Raw genomic sequence first — 17,546 nt, forward strand, 5'->3', positions numbered from 1 at the left:
CCGCTGAGGGTATTGCTATGCAAAGCCGTTGCCCGGACAAACGGATCCTCTCCGCTTGCCCGGGCACTGACCTGAGATCGCTGTCTGGTTGCTCAGCCCCTCACACGCTGCGGGCCGACCCTGCGAACTCACGCAAGCGGGTGACCTCGGTCTTCGCATTGGCGATCTGCTGATCGACGGCCGAGCGAGCCGTGCCGCCCTTGCCGTTGCGCGAATCGATAGAGCCGAGCGTCGTGAGCACCTCGCGCACCGCAGGCGTCAAGTGCGGTGAGATCCCCGCGAAGTCCTCATCGGAGAGATCCCACAGCTCGACGTCCCGCGACTCGGCCAGCTGCACGCACGCGCCCGAGAGCTCATGAGCCACACGGAACGGCACACCCTCACGCACGAGCCACTCGGCGATGTCCGTGGCCAGCGCGAACCCGCGCGGAGCCAGATACGCCATCCGCTCGGTATCGAACTTCAGCGTCGCGACCATCCCGGTGAACGCCGGCAGCAGCAGCTCGAGCGTATCGGTGGCGTCGAAGACCGGCTCCTTGTCCTCCTGCAGATCCCGGTTGTACGCCAACGGCAGCGCCTTGAGCGTCGACAGCAGGCCGGTGAGATCACCGATGAGGCGACCAGACTTGCCGCGGGTGAGCTCGGCGACGTCGGGGTTCTTCTTCTGCGGCATGATCGACGATCCCGTCGAGTACGCATCATGCAGGGTGACGAACGAGAACTCCTTCGTCGCCCACGCGATGACCTCCTCGGACAGACGCGAAAGATCGATGCCGATCATCGTCGTGATGAACAGGTACTCGGCGAAGACATCGCGCGACGCGGTGCCGTCGATGGAGTTCTCCACCGAATCGTTGAACCCGAGGTCCGCGGCCACGGCCTGCGGATCGAGCCCCAACGACGAACCAGCCAGAGCACCCGAACCATACGCAGAGACCCCTGCTCGCGCATCGAAATCGACGAAGCGGGCGACATCGCGCAGCAGCGGCCACGCATGAGCAAGCAGGTGGTGAGCCAACAGCACCGGCTGAGCGTGCTGGAGGTGCGTGCGCCCGGGCATCGGCGCTTCGGGATGCTCTTCCGCCTGAGCGATGAGCACCTCGACGGTGTCGAGCACGAGGCCGGCGACCTCACGGGCATGGTCGCGAAGGTACATCCGACCCATCGTCGCGATCTGGTCGTTGCGGGACCGTCCGGCACGCAGCTTCCCGCCGAGCTCGGGCCCCGCGATCTCGATGAGCCCGCGCTCCAGCGACGAGTGCACATCCTCGTCGGACTCGGCGGCGACGTATTCGCTGGCTTCGACCCGACGCAGCAGCTCGTCGAGTGCCGAGTGCATCCCCGACAGCTCGTCATCGGTGAGCAGTCCCGCGTGGTGGAGGACCTTCGCGTGGGCCTTGGATCCCGCGATGTCGTACTTCGCCAGGCGCCAGTCGAAGTCCGTGGACTTGCTCAGCGCGGCCAGCGCATCGGCCGGACCGTCGGAGAATCGTCCGCCCCACAGGCTCAGTCGTTCGCTCACAGATCGTCCTTTCCCACCAGCACGGATGCGCCGGCCCGTTCATTGAAATGATGAAACTCAGTTGTCATTGTTCCAGTTTTCCCTCGCCGAGGCGGCCGTCCGTCCCGTGGATCCCCACCGAGGCGGCACGCCCAATTCCAGGGCCCGCCGACAGAGGCTCACCCCTCGGCCAGCCCACCGGCCGCGTACTCGAGGAAGGTCTCGGCCAGGGCTGCTCCCCCGACCGCCGCATCGGCGATGACGAGCACGGTGTCGTCGCCGGCGAGGGTGCCGAAGATGCCGACCATCGATGACCGGTCGATCGCCGAGGCCAAGTACTGCGCGGCTCCCGGCGGTGTGCGCAGCACGACTGTGTTGTCCTGGGAGACTGCGGAGACGAGCAGCTCCTCGAGGATCCGCGGCAGCTTCGCGTCGAGGCTCTCCCCCGTCGACTGCTGCAGGGACCGGTCCCCGCCCTCACCGGGAACGGCGTACACCGATCCTGCGGTGGACCGGATCTTCACGGCCCCCACCTCGGCGAGGTCGCGCGACAGGGTCGCCTGGGTGACGGTGATGCCCTGCGTCGCGAGCGCCTCGGCGAGTTCGATCTGGGACCGCACGGACTGGCGTGTGATGAGATCGATGATCTTCTGCTGTCGGGCGGTCTTCGTCAGCGGTGCACTGTTATTCGTCTCGGCCATCATCGCTCCAGGAGGAAGGTCATGAGTGCCTTCTGCGCGTGGAGGCGGTTCTCGGCTTCGTCGAAGACCACCGAGGCGGGGCCGTCGATGACTTCGGCCGTGACCTCTTTGCCGCGGTAGGCGGGCAGGCAGTGGAGGAAGATCGCGTCGTTGCCAAGGTTCATGAGTTCCTGGTTGACCTGGAACTTCGTGAACGGAGAGGCCTCGTCGTCACGTCCGGCGGAGTCCTGCCCCATGGACACCCAGGTGTCGGTGACGAGGACGTCGGCACCGGTGGCGGCGGCCACGGGGTCGTCGGTGACGGTGAGCGATCCGCCGGTCTGAGCGGCGAGGGCTTCGGCTTCGGCGACGATCGCGGCGGCAGGCTGGAAGCCTTCGGGGGCGGCGATGCGCACGTGCATTCCGGCGGTGACTCCGCCGAGGGCATAGGAGTTGGCCATATTGTTCGCCCCGTCGCCGAAGTACGTCATGGTCTGGCCCTTGACGTCGCCGCGGTGTTCGCGGATGGTGAGCAGGTCGGCGAGGATCTGGCAGGGATGGAAGTCATCGGACAGGGAGTTGATGACGGGCACCGAGGAGAATTCGGCCATCTCTTCGAGGCCCGCCTGGGCATAGGTGCGCCAGATGATCGTCGAGACCATCCGGGACATCACTTGGGCGGTGTCGGCGATGGATTCCTTGTGCCCGAGCTGCGCCTCACCGGGGTTGATGATGAGCGGCTGCCCGCCGAGCGCGGCGATGCCGGCGGCGAACGAGACCCGAGTGCGTGTCGAGGTCTTGTCGAAGATGACGGCGGCGGTCTGCGGGCCGGCCAGCGGAGTCCGCGAGTAGGGGGCGGCCTTGAGTTCGACGGCGAGGTCAAGGACCTCGGCCTGTTCGGCCGGGGTGAGGTCGGTGTCCTTGAGGAAATGGCGAGTCATGGTGGGTCCTTTGGAAAGCGTGAGTGGGGATCAGCCGGTGATGAGGCCGGGCAGGGCGTCGATGAACGGGGTGAACTCGTCGGTGGTGATCGTCAGCGGCGGGGCGAGGCGGAGGCGTCCCGGGGCGACGGGATTGATGATGAACCCGGCGTCGAGGGCACGGGCGGCCACGGCTTTCGAGTCCGGGACCTGGGCGTCGGCCTGTCCGGCCGCACCGTCAACTGCGGCGCCAGCTCCGGCTGTCAGTTCGAGCCCGAGCAGCAGTCCCTTGCCGGTGATCTCGCCGATGCCGTCGACCTCAGCCAGTTTTGCCTTGAGCCAGTCGCTGACCTCCATGACGTGGTCGAGGAGGTTGTCCTTCTCGATGGTCTCGAGTACGGCGAGTCCGGCCGCGCAGGCGAGCGGATTGCCGCCGAAGGTCGTGCCGTGCTGGCCGGCCTCGAGCAGCTTCGTGTTCGCATCGCCGACGGTGATGGTGGCACCGATCGGCATGCCGCCTCCGAGTCCCTTCGCCGAGGTGATGATGTCCGGGACGACGCCCTCGCTGATCGACCAGTCCTGATGGGCGAACCAGTATCCGGTGCGCCCGATGCCTGACTGCACCTCGTCGAGGACGAGAAGCGCCCCGACCTTCGTCGTGAACTCGCGGGCGGCCTTGAGATAGCCTTCCGGGTGCTTGCGCACGCCGACCTCACCCTGGATGGGTTCGATGAACACTGCGGCGGTGTTCTCATTGATGGCGGCTTCGAGGGCCTCAACATCCCCATAGGGCACGTGCACGACGCCGGGGACGCCCGGAGCGAAGGGTTCGCGGTAGGCCTCCTTCGCCGTCAGCGCCAGTGATCCCATGGTGCGGCCGTGGAAGGCACCTTCGACGGCGATGATGAAGGGACGTCCCCCACCGGCGGCACGGCGGGCCATCTTGAAAGCCGCCTCGTTGGCTTCGGTTCCCGAGTTCGAAAAGAACACAGCCGACCCTGCCGGCAGGTCAAGGATCTCGTGGAGTTTCTCGGCCAGGCCGATCTGGGCCGGGGAGGTGAAGAAGTTCGAGATGTGGCCGAGCGTGTTCGTCTGCTCGGTGATGGCCTTGACCCACGCGGGGTGGCAGTGGCCGAGCGCGTTGACGGCGATGCCGGCGAGCAGGTCGAGGTACTGCTTGCCTGAGGCATCCCACACATAGGAGCCTTCACCGCGGACGATGTCGAGCTGCGGAGACCCGAACACCGGGGACAGAACACGGGAGAAGTCGTCCCGCCAGGTCTGTGCTTGGTCGGAAGCCTGCCCGGCCGGAGCCTGATCGGTCGTCTCGGTCATGAACGTCCTCCGTTGCTGTCGTCGCTCTTGTTCGTCTCGTCCGTTGGGGCCGCCTCGGCGGGGTTGGTCTGGTGCCCGTCGCCCAGCGGTGCGGGTTCGACGATGGTGTCCTCGACCATGGTGCCGATGCCCTCCGAGGTGAAGACCTCAAGGAGGAGGGAATGCGCCATCCGGCCGTCGATGATGTGGGCCTGCTTGACCCCGTGCTCGATCGCTTCGAGCGCCGCGGTCATCTTCGGGATCATCCCCGAATCGAGCGACGGCAGGAGTTCGCGCAGCTTGTCCGGGTCGATGCGGGAGATGAGCGAGGACGTGTCCGGCCAGTTCGCGTAGAGGCCGGGCACATCGGTGAGCATGATGAGTTTGTGTGCCTTGAGTGCCTTCGCCACCGCCGAGGCGGCCAGGTCCGCATTGATGTTGAGCGGCTTCCCCGCCTCTCCCCCGATCTCGGAGGCGATGGAGCAGATGACGGGCACGCGGCCGGCGTCGAGGAGTTCGGTGAGCACGGTGGTGTTGACCTGGGCGATCTCGCCCACTCGGCCGAGGTCGATTACTTCGCCGTCCACCTCGGCGGTGGCCTTGTTCGCCAGCAGGAGGTCGGCGTCTTCACCGGACAGACCGATCGCGGCATCGCCGTTCTGGTTGATCCGGGACACGATGTCGCGGTTGACCTGGCCGGAGAGGACCATGCGGATGACTTCGGCGGCTTCCTCGGTGGTCACGCGCTGCCCGGCTTTGAACTCGGACTCGATGCCCAGGCGTTTCAGCATGGCCGAGATCTGGGGTCCGCCGCCGTGGACGACGACGGGGCGGATGCCGGCGAAGCGGAGGAACGCGATGTCATCGGCGAAGGACTGCTGCAGCTCCGGGGAGACCATGGCGTTGCCGCCGTATTTGATGACGATCGTGGCGCCGGCGAAGGTCTTGATCCAGGGCAGCGCCTCGGTGAGCGCTTCGGCTTTGACCTGGGCGGCGGCGAGCCGGGCGGCCGTGGATTTCGTGGACATGTCGACGGGTGTGTTCATGAGGAGTAGGCGCTGTTCTCTTCGACGTAGTCGTGGGTGAGGTCCGAGGTCCACACGGTGGCGGTGTCGTCGCCTGCGTGGAGGTCGATGGTGACGTCGACGGTGCGGTCGAATTTCACGTTCGCGGGGTCTTCGTCGGGCCCGGAGGCCGTGCACACCTGGACGCCGTTGATGATCACGTCGATCTGTGTGGGATCGAATTCCGCCGAGGTGGTTCCCACCTGAGCGACGACGCGACCCCAGTTCGGGTCCTCCCCGAAGATCGCGGCCTTGAACAGGGCCGACCGGGCCACGGACCGGGAGACTTCGACGGCATCGGCTTCGCTGGCGGCACCGCGGGTGGTGATGGCGATGTCGTGGTGGGCGCCTTCGGCGTCGACGTGGAGTTGGTGCATGAGGTCGAGGCAGAGTTCGCGCAGCAGGGTGGTGAACTCGTCCGCGTCGACCGTAGCGTCGTGGGCGCCGGAGGACATGAGGATGACGGTGTCGTTCGTCGACATGCACCCGTCGGTGTCGAGGCGGTCGAAGGACTGGCTCGTTGAGGCGCGCAGTGCCTGGTCGAGCACGGTCTGGTCGAGTTTGGCGTCGGTGGTGATGACGACGAGCATCGTCGCCAGCCCCGGCGCGAGCATGCCCGCGCCCTTGGCCATGCCGCCGATCGTGTACCCGCTGGAACCCGTGCGGGTGGCGGTCTTCGCGACGGTGTCGGTCGTCATGATCGCTTCGGCGGCGGATTGCCCGGCTTCGACACTCGTGTCCGCGGCCGCGACGAGCGGGGCGAGGTTGTTGACGATGGAGTCGCGGAAGTCCTGGCCACCGACACCGATGAGCCCGGTCGAGCAGACGAGCACGTCCTCTGCCTGGGTATCGATGCCGGCGTCGGTGAGGAGTCCGGCGGCAGTCTTCGCGGTCAGGGTCGTCGTCTCGTAGCCGAAGTCGCCGGTGTAGCAGTTCGCTCCCCCGGAGTTGAGAACGACGGCGCGGGCCTGCCCATTGGCCGAAGCTTTCTGGGACCACAGGACGGGGTTGGCCTTGCAGCGGTTGGACGTGTAGACGGCGGCGACAGCGGTGTCGGGACCGTTGTTGATGACCAGGGAGAGGTCTTTGGTGCCGGAGGGTTTGAGGCCGGCGGTGAGTCCGGCGGCGGTGAAGCCGAGTGGGGCGGTGACGCTCATGGGGCGACTCCTTCGAGGGGAAGGGCGGTGGTCTCGTCGAGACCGAGGGCCAGGTGGATGGATTGGATGGCTTGTCCGGCCGTGCCGCGAACGAGGTTGTCGAGTGCGACAACGACGAGGATCTTCTCCGCGCGTTCGTCGACGGTGAACTGGATCTGCGCAACATTCGACCCGGTCGTGGCTGCGGTCTGCGGCCACTGGCCGTCGGACAGGACTCGCACGAAAGGTTCGTCGGCGTAGGCCTGGTCGAAAGCGGTGGCGAGCTGGGCTTTGAGCGCCGCAACGTCCAAAAGTCCCTCGGCCGTGCGCGGTGCGGCTTCGCCGGCGTCAGCGGTGATGGTCGCAAGAATTCCGCGGGCCATGGGCACGAGCGTCGGGGTGAACGAGATGCGGGTGGGGCCGTCAGCGGCGTCGGCGCCGAGGACTCCGTTGAGGTTCTGTTCGATCTCGGGCACGTGCCGGTGGGTGCCGCCCGTGCCATAGGGCGAGGCATTGCCGAGGATCTCGGCGGCGGTGAGATGCGGCTTCAGCGCCTTACCGGCACCGGAGACTCCATTGGCCAGCACGGCGTTGAGTCCGGCGGGTGCTGCGAGTCCCGCCTGAATGAGTGGCGCGAGACCGAGGGTCACGGCGGTTACGTTGCAACCCGGCACGGCGATGCGGTTCGTGGACTTGAGTGCTTCGCGCTGCTTGGTGCCGTCGGCGGTCAGCAGTTCGGGCAGACCGTACGTCCAGGTGCCCTGGTGTGCGGAGCCGTAGAACTTCTCCCAGGCGACGGCGCTGATGAGGCGGTGGTCGGCGGCGAGGTCGACGATGAGGGTGTCGGGGCTCGTCTGTTCGAGTTCGGCGGCGATCTGTCCGGACTGACCGTGCGGGAGCGCGAGGACGACGACATCGTGGCCGGCGAGCACCTCGGCGGTGGACTCCTGGACCACGAGGTCAGAGAATCGGGGAAGATGGGGTTGATGTCGGCCGAGCATCTCACCCGCGGTGGAATGTCCGCACACCGTGGTGACGTTCAAGTGGGGGTGAGTGCTCAGCAGCCGGAGGACCTCTCCTCCGGCGTATCCGGTGGCACCGGAGACGGCAACCGTAAGATCGTTCATATGTATAACCATACCAGGCAATTAATTTATATGCAGGAGGCGTCATGACCCAGGCAGTTCGTGCGATGCAGGCTGGTGGACCGGAGGTCCTTGAGTTCGGTGAGATCGAGACCCCGAAGACGGGCCCCGGTGAGGTGCTCGTCAACGTCGAGGCTGCGGGCGTGAATTTCATCGACACGTACCGTCGTTCGGGTGTGTATCCGATGGAGTACCCGCATGTCGTCGGCGTTGAGGGCACGGGGTACATCGCCGAGGTGGGCGAAGGCATTGAGAGCTGGCAGGTCGGCGACCGTGTCGCCTGGCATGAGGGCCCGGGTTCGTATGCGACGCAGGTCGTCGTGAACTCTGATTTCCTTCTGCGGGTGCCGGAGGGCGTGTCCGCTGAGGTGGCCGCCGCGATGCCGCTGCAGGGCCTGACGGCGCAGTACCTGGCGACGAGTTCGCATGAGATCAAGCCGGGCCAGACCGCGCTCGTCCATGCGGGTGCTGGCGGTGTGGGTCTGCTGCTCACCCAGATCATCAAGCATTTGGGTGGCAATGTCATCTCCACGGTGAGCACCGAGGAGAAGGCAGAGCTGTCGCGCAAGGCCGGGGCGGATGACGTGTTCCTCTACGGCGAGGGCGTCGACATCACCGCGAAGGTCAAGGAGCTCACCGATGGTGAGGGTGTCGATGTTGCGTATGACGGCGTCGGTAAGGACACGTTCGACGCGTCGCTGGCGTCGATCAAACCGTTGGGGTCGATGGTGCTCTTCGGTGGGGCCTCGGGCCAGGTGCCGCCGTTCGACATCCAACGTTTGAACTCTTCGGGCGGCATCTTCCTGTCGCGCCCGTCGCTGGCATGGTTCGTCCGCAGCTCGGAGGAGTTGGCGAAGCGTTCAGCGATGCTCTTCAACGGCATCGAACACGGCTGGCTCAACTTCCGCATCGGCGCCACGTTCGCCTTGGCCGATGCTGCAGATGCGCACCGTGCGCTGGAGGGACGCAAGACCACCGGCAAGGTTGTGCTGACTGCTTGACCCAGCCACATCAGGTTTGGCCCGGAGTTGCTGAAAATGAGCAGGAACTCCGGGCCCCATTTGTCGGAATAACGACGTAAGACTGAGCGCACTCCAATTCCGCTTGGTTGATACATGAGATCCAACTTTCGCTTGGCATCGCCCACTTGTCGCACGTCGCTGATAACTTGAAGTCATGTACGAAGATTCTGTTCGCGACACAGTCCGCCAGTTCATGGCAGAACGCGATTGGCAGCAGTTCCACTCCCCCGAGAATCTCGCGAAGAGCGTTTCCATCGAAGCGGGAGAACTACTCGAATGTTTCCAATGGGGAGATGCCGACCTCGAGTCCGCGAAGGACGAGTTGGCTGATGTGCTGACCTATTGCATGTTGCTCGCGGACAAGCTGGGCCTAGATCCCGACACCATCATTTTGGACAAGCTGGCCAAGACTCGCGAGAAGTATCCAGTGGAAAAGGCTCGAGGCACGAGCGTGAAATATGACCAGCTTTAAGATCGAACGGTTCCCGTTCAAGTCGGAACGGGTCAAGGTTTGGGGCGCTGCCGACCCACGACACCGGAACTGGCCCGTCGTCTACGTGATGAACAATCACAAAGAGGTGTACATCGGTGAGTCGCTCAACGTCGAAGGGCGAATGCGCCAACACCTGGACTCCGAATCCAAGAAGAACTTGAACTCAGTCAGAGTCGTTCTCGACGATACGTTCAACAAGTCGGCATGCTTAGATCTGGAATCGTTCCTCATTCGAATGTTCCACGGCGATGGTAGCCGCCAAGTTCTCAACCTCAATGCCGGCATCACTGATGCCGACTATTACGACCGAGAAACCTACAACAAGACGTTCCACCAGATCTTCGAAGAGTTGCGGACTCAAGAAAGCCTCTTCAAACGCACCATCCCCCAGATCATCAACAGCGATCTCTTCAAGCTCTCGCCTTTCAAAGCTCTCAACCATGACCAGGCCATCGCTGTCGATGACATTCTCGAGGGCTTCTTTGACGACTTAGAGAGCGGCGTTGACAACACCGTCATTGTCGAGGGCAATCCAGGAACGGGTAAGACTGTCGTAGCGATCTATCTGCTCAAGTTGCTGGAAGACATCAGACGGCACGACTCGGAAGAGCCGCTCGACATCGATTCCATCTTCAGCGACTACTTCACACCTGAGCATGCGGAACTGCTCAAATCTCTCAAGTTCGCAATCGTAGTCCCCCAACAGTCTCTACGGGATTCAATCGCCAAAGTATTTAAACTGACTCCCGGATTGAGCAAGAGCATGGTGCTGACTCCGTTCGAGGTAGGCGAAAGCGCTGAACGGTTCGACCTTCTCGTTGTCGATGAAGCTCACCGACTCAACCATCGTGCAAATCAACCCTCTGGATCACAAAACACGAGGTTTGCAGAGATCAATCAGAAGCTTTTTGGCGAGGACGACCTGAAGAAGACCCAATTGGACTGGATCAAAAAGCAGAGTCGTCATTCAATCCTCATGTTAGATGTCAATCAAACTGTTCGTCCCGCTGATCTGCCTGCAGACGCGACGAAGAAGCTCGCTGCGCAAGCCAGGTCTGCCGGTCGGCTCTATCCGCTTCAAACTCAGATGCGCATTGAGGCGGACAAGGACTATGTGGGGTACGTCCGCTCAATACTTAGCAACAATCCGCCAACCGCTCGGGAAGATTTCGGGGAGTATGACCTTCGATTGTTCACTGATCTGGGAGACATGAGAACCGAGCTTAAGAAGCGCGAAGAAGAGTACGGACTCTCCCGCCTCGTTGCTGGATACGCATGGTTCTGGAAGAGCAAGAACGACAAGACTGGAACCGTCTACGACATCGAACTTGACGGGCAGCAGATGCAATGGAACAAGGCCAAGACGGACTGGATTAACTCACCAAGCTCGGTGAATGAAGTCGGCTCCATCCATACCGTCCAAGGCTACGACCTGAACTATGTCGGGGTCATCATCGGCAACGACCTCCGCTACGACCCTGACGCAGGCAAGCTCGTCTTTGACGGCGCCAACTATCACGACAAGAAGGGTCGCGAGCACAACCCCAAACTCGGAATCAAATACACAGACGAAGACCTGCTCGAATATGTTCGCAACATCTACAGCGTGCTGCTCACACGAGGAATTCGGGGCACTTACGTTTACATCTGCGACCCCGCTTTACGGGCCCGACTCCAAGAATTTTTCTAAGGTACCGGTCGAATTAACTGATTGTTCCCGTCTCGCAATCTAACGCAAAACGAGACCGCCGACGGTAGCATAGCGAATCAGCTCCCGAGTTGCGACTCTCTCATCCGAGTCTTTGAATCGCTCCGGTCCTTGCAGGACATCGGCAACGGCCTGCCATCTATTCTGATCAAGATATGCTTATCGACGCCCATGAAGCGGCGAATCCGAGTTCGGATTGAATCCTTCGGTGACTATCGGGTAGTCGTCGAGAGTATCCACCATTTTTCACCGTCAAAACGCCGATGCTGATACATGGATATCTTCTGAACCAGGGCCAGTTTCAAGAGCATTCTCCGCAGATCGATTATCTTGAAGCATGATTTGGGGCGTCTACTTTAGATAGTCGAAGTGCCGATATTTGAATACGTCGGCAGACGTTAAGACGGGATCTTCCATGACCCACCCCCGTCTTGCTTAACCAGAGCGTCGAGAATCTCGAGCGCATCATAATGACGGAGAACTGCAGACCTTCAATACAATTCGGCCGATTACGTCTTTGGTATACAGGTGCAACCAAATCCAATGTCGGACAGCCGCCCGACGGTGACTTTGCCACATCTTCGGCAACGCACGTGGTGCGGGTCCTCGGAATACGACGGAGCGCTTAACGGTCCGAGATAGTCAAACCCATACTTCTCGGCATGTGCACGAGCCTCGGCGTATTGAACCGGAATCAAATCGGCCCATTCGCCTAGCATCCGCCGGGCATATTTAGCCCAACGCCGCCAAAAGCAGGCGCGACATGTCGGTTCATGAGACTTGTTCTTTTCCAACGTATAGGTAAACCGGTAGTGTGCCTCAACTCCACATACAAGGCACTCAGTCAGTTGATAATCATCCGGGTGAGTGAAGTCTTCGAGCGGACGAAGGCCGCCTTCGCGTTGTTCGTCGGAGATATGCTCTGCACACCAAGTTGGCTTCGACCGCGTCTTAAACGCTGCGGTCATTCCGCAGCCTTCGATCGAACAGAGCTGACCTGTGGGTACGGGCTTACGCCGTAGCGGACGGGGTGGCTTGATTGTCACTGGAGGAACATCATTATTTTCGGGCTTCGCCGAGACTTCGGACTGATCCCCCTCTTGGAGAAGGACTTCAACACCCCCAAGCGTGTTCCCGTCGAGACACCGCAGAAAGTCATCCTCAGTCATAACCTCGATCGGTTGACCCTTATCTTGAAGTTCGAACGCCTTTCGCGTCTTTCCAGTCAGCTTGGCACCTGGGCGCAAGGAGCCAGGATTGATATTCCCCACTACCAGGACATTAGTCCGCTTCGTCGTGTTCTCTTCCGGAAAAGCACCGACTTTGGCGCACTCCTGGCGCGCTACATCACGAGTCATCGAATCGAGCGCTCCGGTGAACACTACAACACGCCCGTATAGGTACCCGCCTGGATCTGCATCAGAGTTGACCTCAATAGGCGCAAACCCGCGTCCACTTGAACCGCCTCCGCTACTCCTGACCTTGGAACTCCCTCTATAGGCTCCTCCACCCATCGTGCCGAAACGAACTCCGATTGAGTCAGCAAGGGCAACAAGTTCATTGACTTCTTGGCGATTTGCGAGCTTCACGAGGATTTCGACCACGGCTATTGCGTCGGCCAGAGCGTCGTGGTGATCCTCAAGCACGACCCCCAGGGATTCAGCTACATAGGGCAGCCTGTAGGTGGGAAGAGCCAAGGCATGCCGAGACATCACCAACGTGCATAAGAATCTAAACTCTGGCCAGTCGATTTTGTCGGCCTCGCAGGCGTATCGCATGACGCCTGTATCAAAAGCAGCGTTGTGAGCCACGAGCACATCATCGCCCACGAAGTCGACGATGAGTGGTAGTACTTCTTTCCATCGAGGAACGCTTGCAACCATGTCTGCGGTGATTCCGTGGATCGCGACGTTCCAAGTATCAAACCAATCCGCGCCTTCTGGCGGTCGAATCAGCCAATGTCGCGTTTCGACGATCTGACCGTCTCGCACACGGACCAGTCCGACCGAACATGGTGAGCCGCGATACGCGTTTGCGGTCTCAAAATCAATTGCGGTGAAATCAAGCATGAATCATGCTTGCAATTTGACAGAAATCCGGCAGTCGAACATTGCTTCCCTCCAGGCGTGACCAGGACTACAAATACATTATGGGCAGGCAGAGGAAGTCTGTCTATCGAAATACGCTACAAATCACTCACAATCTAGTTTCATGTTTCTGAAATTGTTTGGGGCTCGGGCTTCACCAGGGCTTGCGCCCACGTTCTCGTCCACGCGAACGAGCGCTTCCGCCTGTTCCACCCGTCGATGAACTCCCCGATCTTCCAATTGACTTTCTTCAGCGAGGTAATCAGGCTCTTCGGAAACGAGAGTGTAGACCGGTGATCCCAGGACACGGCGAGTCGCTTGTCCGGATAGTCGTCGAGATCTTCCGATGATGGAAGTTCCTGCACAGTCCATCCGATAGACCTCGTCGTGGCTAGGCCTGTTTTCTCAACCCTTGACCTCATGACATCAGGCCCGACTTTCTTCGCCGGACCTCCTGTGGATCAAGCCGGTGCGTAACCTCGTGACATCCATGTTTTTCATCATTTCGATGTCTTGTCGACCCCGGCTGTGCCGAAGACTCCGGGCGATCTCATCGACTATCTGGAGTCGAACAATGAGTTCATTGAGGCCTGCAACCGTCGGATCGCCCGAAGCCTGGAGTAATGCCTACTCCTCCACGCGCTTAACCTTCCCAACAAGGAACACGTACGACAACACACCGACGATGGTGACCGCAGCCATGTAGACGAAAGCCGGAGCGAAGTCGATATCCGTAACGAGGAATCCGATGACGATCGGGGTCGCAATTGACGAGAGGTTGCCGATGAAGTTGAACATGCCTCCGGTCAGACCCAGCAGTCGTTCCGGTGCCAGCGCAGATACCAGTGACCAGGTGATCGAGGCGAATCCGTTACCGAAGAACGCGATCGACATGAACACGATGACCAAAGCCGACGAGTCCGTGTAGTTCGCGCCGAGCATGAACACCGTCATCGCCAGACCAATGATGATCGGCAGCTTCCGTGCCATCCCCAGCGACAGCCCCTTCTTGACCATGAGGTCCGAGACCGTACCGGAGAGCAACACTCCGACAAGCGCCGCGATGAACGGCAGCGATGCCATGAAGCCCGACTCGATGTAGTCCATTCCTCGGTAGTCGACGAGGTAGGTCGGGAACCAGGTGAGGAAGAACCACAGGGTCGAGGTGAGGCAGAACTGTCCGAGGTAGATGCCCCACAGCTTCCGCCGCGTCAGCACGACCTTGACGTCGGCCCACTTGAGCTTCGGCTTGGCCTCCTTCTTTACTCCGCTCTCGACATCGACGAGTCCCCCGCCTGAAGCGATGAGATCGATCTCGGCTTGGTTGACGCCGGCCTTGTCGCGCGGCTCCCGGTAGACGAACCACCAGATCCCGGCCCAGATGATGCCGACAACACCGGTAAGGATGAACACCCAGTGCCAGGTCAGAACGGTCTGCAGCCACGACAGCACCGGTGTGAGCAGCGCCAGTCCAATGAACTGACCGGAGGTGTAGAAAGCGATGACTCGACCGCGTTCGCGCTCCGGGAACCATGCGGTCGCGACCTTGTTGTTGATGGGGTAGGCGGGTGCTTCGAACCCGCCGACCATGAGTCGCAGGATGATGAGCGCGATGAAGCCGCCAGACATGCCCATGAACAGAGTGGCCAGCGACCACAGCACGAGGCACGACGCATAGAGCACCCGCGGTCGGACCCGGTCGACGAGCCATCCGCCAGGAAGCTGCATCGCAGCGTATGTCCATCCGAATGCCGAGAGCAGCAGACCCTGCTGCCCCGTGGTGAGATCGAATTCCTGAGACAGTGCCGGCATCGCAATGGACAGATTTGCCCGGTCCATGTAGTTGATGACGACGGTTATGAAGAGCAGAACCGCGATGATGTAGCGGGTCCGAGTGGGGCGAGTGGTGACTGCGGTGTCGAGTTTCGTCATGATGTGGGTTCTCCGTTTTTTGGTGAGCTGCTGGTCACCCGGATCGGGGCACGCAGCAGGAGCAGGTAGGCGATTCCCGCAATCACTGCGACAACGGCGCCCAGGAGGAAAGGAACGAGGTACGAGTCCGTGGTTGTCACCAAGACTCCGGTGAGCCAAGGCGAGAGTGAACCGGCGAAGTAGCCGCCGAAGTTCTGGATTGATCCCAGTGAGGCGACGCGACTACCAGTGACCACATCAGCAGGGATTGACCACCCCACGGCGCTCAGTGCACCGCAGAAGAACAGCGCAAGACTCATTGCCGACACTTGGAGAACAAAGTGGCCGGTAGTGACTCCGACAAGGACTGAGCATACGGCGAGCGCGCCGCCATAGATTGCAGCGATCTGTCGTTTGCAGACCAGAGGAGCTAATTGGTCTCGCACCCGCGAATACTTCGTGGTGAACCAGCCACCGAGGATACCGCCGATGCCTCCGACCGCGAATGGAATCGCCGTGTACCACCCAAGTGCGGCATCGGCCACAGAGTAGATGTCGTTGAGCATCAGGGGCAGAAAGGTCACGAAGATGTTCAGTGTCCACACGACGGCGACGAATCCCAGCACCATTGCCCAGGTTTGGGGCTTGGTGAAGAGCTTCAACCACGGGATATGGCCGGTTGGGGCGTTGTCGTCTTCCTCTCGGGCGCGGATGTGCTCGAGTTCAGCCTCCGAGACTCTGCGATCGTGTTCCGGAGAACGGTAGAAGGCCCAGAATCCTATTGCCACGATGACACCGAGCACGCCGAGGATGACGAACATTGCTCGCCAACCGAAGCCCATAATGAGGAAGGTGAGAATCGGCGGAGCGACGGCGGGCCCCCATTTGCTTCCCGAGTCGTAGACGCCGACTGCGGCTCCGCGCTCTCGGGGTGGGAACCACTCGGCGACTATCTTCGCTGAAGTAGGCGATACCGGGGCTTCGAAGACTCCGAGCAGGACTCGCGACACCATAAAATGCCACATGTGGTGGCCAAAAGCCATCAGCGCAGTGGCGATCGACCAGAACCCCAACGCCATGACGTATACCGGCTTCGCACCGAGACGATCCGTCAGCCATCCACCTGGCAGCTGAAAGAACGCGTATGTCAGTGAGAACGCAGTGCCCAACAGCCCAATGTCCGCGGCGGTCAGACCGAGTTCGTCGATCATGTGCGGGGCTGCGATCGACAGTGACGATCGGTCCATGTAGTTGATCATCATCGCTGCGAGCAGCCATCCGAGGATCCACCACCGGGTTCTACCCGGTGAGGCTACACGTCGCGACACCGTAGCTTCAGTCTTTGAGCTCATCGTTGAACACCCTTCTCTTCTACCGATTCCGTCCCGTCACCATTCCGCGAAGGAGCCGTCGCTGTGGCGCCAGATCGGGTTGCGCCACCGGTGTCCTTCAGCGGAGCGTTCGATGACGTACTCTTCGTTGACCTCGATGCCGAGTCCGGGGCCTGATGGGATGTCGATCATGCCGTCGTCGTAGGTGAACACCGACGGGTCGGTGACGTAGTCGAGCAAGTCGTTACTCGTGTTGTAGTGGATGCCAAGGCTCTGCTCCTGGATGAAGGCGTTGTAGCTGCCTGCGTCGACCTGGAGGCAGGCGGCAAGCGCAATTGGGCCCAGTGGACAGTGCAGCGCGAGAGCCACATCGTAGGCTTCAGCCATCATCGCGATCTTTCGCGTCTCGGTGATGCCACCCGCGTGGGAGACATCAGGCTGGATGATGTCCACGGCACCGGAAGCAATCACTTCACGGAAGTCCCAGCGGGAGAACAGCCGCTCCCCCAACGCGATCGGCGTGGGTGTATTCGCCATGACGTCACGCAGCGAACCGAAGTGCTCGGACAGCACGGGTTCTTCGATGAAGAGGAGCCGATATGGCTCGAGCTCCTTGATGAGGACTTTTGCCATCGGTTTATGCACGCGGCCGTGGAAGTCGATGCCGATGCCGAAGTCATCACCCGTGGCCTCGCGAACCGCCTGCACGTTTTCAATGACCCGGTCGACCTTGCTGTAGGAGTCAATGAACTGCAGCTCTTCAGTCGCGTTCATCTTCACCGCAGTGAAGCCGCGGTTCTTCGTCTCCAGCGCAGCCGCCGCCGTATCGCCGGGACGGTCACCGCCGATCCACGAATAGGTGCGGATCCGGTCGCGGACCTTCCCGCCGAGCAGCTGATGAACCGGCTGGCCGAGCGCCTTGCCCTTGATGTCCCACAGCGCCTGATCGATGCCGGAGATCGCGCTCATGAGAATCGGCCCGCCACGGTAGAAGCCACCGCGATACATGATCGTCCACAGGTCTTCAATGTTCGCGGGGTCCTGGCCAATGAGCAGGTCGGAGAGCTCATCGACGGCGGCGGCCACTGTGGCGGCCTTGCCCTCGACGATCGGCTCACCCCAACCGACGATCCCCTCATCGGTTTCGATCTTGAGGAACAGCCACCTCGGCGGCACGGTAAACGTCGTCATCGACGTGATCTTCATTGTTCTTACCTTTCGTTCGGTGATCGTC

The 17,546-nt window shown here is 61.3% G+C and carries 14 protein-coding genes; 3 read left to right on the top strand and 11 right to left on the bottom strand.

The features are described 5' to 3' along the window. Nucleotides 1-100: 100 nt before the first annotated feature. From argH to argC, 7 genes are all read right to left on the bottom strand, one after another. Nucleotides 101-1,522: an argininosuccinate lyase gene (gene argH / locus AC239G_RS11530; RefSeq protein ID WP_487488891.1), complete on the bottom strand. Its 1,422-nt coding sequence runs from the start codon at nucleotides 1,520-1,522 to the stop codon at nucleotides 101-103. Between the two features lie 158 nt (nucleotides 1,523-1,680). Continuing rightward, the gene (locus tag AC239G_RS11535) at nucleotides 1,681-2,202 is read right to left on the bottom strand and encodes an arginine repressor (protein ID WP_039206772.1); all 522 of its coding nucleotides are present in this window, start codon (nucleotides 2,200-2,202) and stop codon (nucleotides 1,681-1,683) included. Further along, nucleotides 2,202-3,122, bottom strand: a complete 921-nt coding sequence (gene argF / locus AC239G_RS11540; RefSeq protein ID WP_487488892.1) for an ornithine carbamoyltransferase — start codon at nucleotides 3,120-3,122, stop codon at nucleotides 2,202-2,204. The genes AC239G_RS11535 and argF overlap by 1 nt, the downstream gene beginning before the upstream one ends. A gap of 30 nt (nucleotides 3,123-3,152) precedes the next feature. Further along, nucleotides 3,153-4,436 carry an acetylornithine transaminase gene (locus AC239G_RS11545; RefSeq protein WP_487488893.1) on the bottom strand — a complete coding sequence of 428 codons (1,284 nt, stop codon included), beginning with the start codon at nucleotides 4,434-4,436 and terminating at the stop codon, nucleotides 3,153-3,155. Beyond that, the gene (gene argB, locus AC239G_RS11550; RefSeq protein ID WP_487488894.1) at nucleotides 4,433-5,461 is read right to left on the bottom strand and encodes an acetylglutamate kinase; all 1,029 of its coding nucleotides are present in this window, start codon (nucleotides 5,459-5,461) and stop codon (nucleotides 4,433-4,435) included. The genes AC239G_RS11545 and argB overlap by 4 nt, the downstream gene beginning before the upstream one ends. After that, nucleotides 5,458-6,636, bottom strand: a complete 1,179-nt coding sequence (gene argJ / locus AC239G_RS11555) for a bifunctional glutamate N-acetyltransferase/amino-acid acetyltransferase ArgJ (protein ID WP_487488895.1) — start codon at nucleotides 6,634-6,636, stop codon at nucleotides 5,458-5,460. The genes argB and argJ overlap by 4 nt, the downstream gene beginning before the upstream one ends. Continuing rightward, nucleotides 6,633-7,742, bottom strand: coding sequence for an N-acetyl-gamma-glutamyl-phosphate reductase (argC, locus tag AC239G_RS11560; protein WP_487488896.1), 1,110 nt, complete (start codon nucleotides 7,740-7,742; stop codon nucleotides 6,633-6,635). The genes argJ and argC overlap by 4 nt, the downstream gene beginning before the upstream one ends. A 44-nt stretch (nucleotides 7,743-7,786) precedes the next feature. Between argC and AC239G_RS11565 the strand changes: the two genes are divergently transcribed. From AC239G_RS11565 to AC239G_RS11575, 3 genes are all read left to right on the top strand, one after another. Next, nucleotides 7,787-8,761 (top strand): quinone oxidoreductase family protein, encoded by a 975-nt coding sequence (locus AC239G_RS11565; protein WP_487488897.1) that lies wholly within the window; start codon nucleotides 7,787-7,789, stop codon nucleotides 8,759-8,761. 175 nt (nucleotides 8,762-8,936) lie between these two features. Next, nucleotides 8,937-9,254, top strand: a complete 318-nt coding sequence (locus AC239G_RS11570; protein ID WP_487488898.1) for a nucleotide pyrophosphohydrolase — start codon at nucleotides 8,937-8,939, stop codon at nucleotides 9,252-9,254. Continuing rightward, complete coding sequence (locus tag AC239G_RS11575; protein ID WP_487488899.1) at nucleotides 9,241-10,965, top strand: DNA/RNA helicase domain-containing protein; 1,725 nt, start codon at nucleotides 9,241-9,243, stop codon at nucleotides 10,963-10,965. The genes AC239G_RS11570 and AC239G_RS11575 overlap by 14 nt, the downstream gene beginning before the upstream one ends. Before the next feature lie 527 nt (nucleotides 10,966-11,492). Here AC239G_RS11575 and AC239G_RS11580 read toward each other — a convergent pair. From AC239G_RS11580 to dgoD, 4 genes are all read right to left on the bottom strand, one after another. Further along, the gene (locus AC239G_RS11580; protein WP_487488900.1) at nucleotides 11,493-13,052 is read right to left on the bottom strand and encodes an exonuclease domain-containing protein; all 1,560 of its coding nucleotides are present in this window, start codon (nucleotides 13,050-13,052) and stop codon (nucleotides 11,493-11,495) included. A gap of 645 nt (nucleotides 13,053-13,697) precedes the next feature. Then, nucleotides 13,698-15,002 carry an MFS transporter gene (locus AC239G_RS11585; RefSeq protein WP_487488901.1) on the bottom strand — a complete coding sequence of 435 codons (1,305 nt, stop codon included), beginning with the start codon at nucleotides 15,000-15,002 and terminating at the stop codon, nucleotides 13,698-13,700. Then, a complete protein-coding gene (locus AC239G_RS11590; protein WP_487488902.1) occupies nucleotides 14,999-16,333 on the bottom strand; it encodes an MFS transporter in 1,335 nt (444 codons plus the stop codon). Before AC239G_RS11590 ends, AC239G_RS11585 begins: the two co-directional genes overlap by 4 nt. Before the next feature lie 36 nt (nucleotides 16,334-16,369). Further along, complete coding sequence (dgoD, locus tag AC239G_RS11595) at nucleotides 16,370-17,518, bottom strand: galactonate dehydratase (protein WP_487488903.1); 1,149 nt, start codon at nucleotides 17,516-17,518, stop codon at nucleotides 16,370-16,372. Nucleotides 17,519-17,546 lie beyond the last annotated feature (28 nt).

Source organism: Brevibacterium sp. Lmc1 (assembly GCF_057654315.1).

Coding starts and splice junctions, on each gene's coding strand:
- AC239G_RS11565 (WP_487488897.1), top strand. CDS start 7,787: ATGACCCAGGCAGTTCGTGCGATGCAGGCTGGTGGACCGGAGGTCCTT.
- dgoD (WP_487488903.1), bottom strand. CDS start 17,518: ATGAAGATCACGTCGATGACGACGTTTACCGTGCCGCCGAGGTGGCTG.
- argF (WP_487488892.1), bottom strand. CDS start 3,122: ATGACTCGCCATTTCCTCAAGGACACCGACCTCACCCCGGCCGAACAG.
- AC239G_RS11580 (WP_487488900.1), bottom strand. CDS start 13,052: ATGCTTGATTTCACCGCAATTGATTTTGAGACCGCAAACGCGTATCGC.
- AC239G_RS11570 (WP_487488898.1), top strand. CDS start 8,937: ATGTACGAAGATTCTGTTCGCGACACAGTCCGCCAGTTCATGGCAGAA.
- argJ (WP_487488895.1), bottom strand. CDS start 6,636: ATGAGCGTCACCGCCCCACTCGGCTTCACCGCCGCCGGACTCACCGCC.
- AC239G_RS11535 (WP_039206772.1), bottom strand. CDS start 2,202: ATGGCCGAGACGAATAACAGTGCACCGCTGACGAAGACCGCCCGACAG.
- AC239G_RS11590 (WP_487488902.1), bottom strand. CDS start 16,333: ATGAGCTCAAAGACTGAAGCTACGGTGTCGCGACGTGTAGCCTCACCG.
- argC (WP_487488896.1), bottom strand. CDS start 7,742: ATGAACGATCTTACGGTTGCCGTCTCCGGTGCCACCGGATACGCCGGA.
- AC239G_RS11545 (WP_487488893.1), bottom strand. CDS start 4,436: ATGACCGAGACGACCGATCAGGCTCCGGCCGGGCAGGCTTCCGACCAA.
- AC239G_RS11585 (WP_487488901.1), bottom strand. CDS start 15,002: ATGACGAAACTCGACACCGCAGTCACCACTCGCCCCACTCGGACCCGC.
- AC239G_RS11575 (WP_487488899.1), top strand. CDS start 9,241: ATGACCAGCTTTAAGATCGAACGGTTCCCGTTCAAGTCGGAACGGGTC.
- argB (WP_487488894.1), bottom strand. CDS start 5,461: ATGAACACACCCGTCGACATGTCCACGAAATCCACGGCCGCCCGGCTC.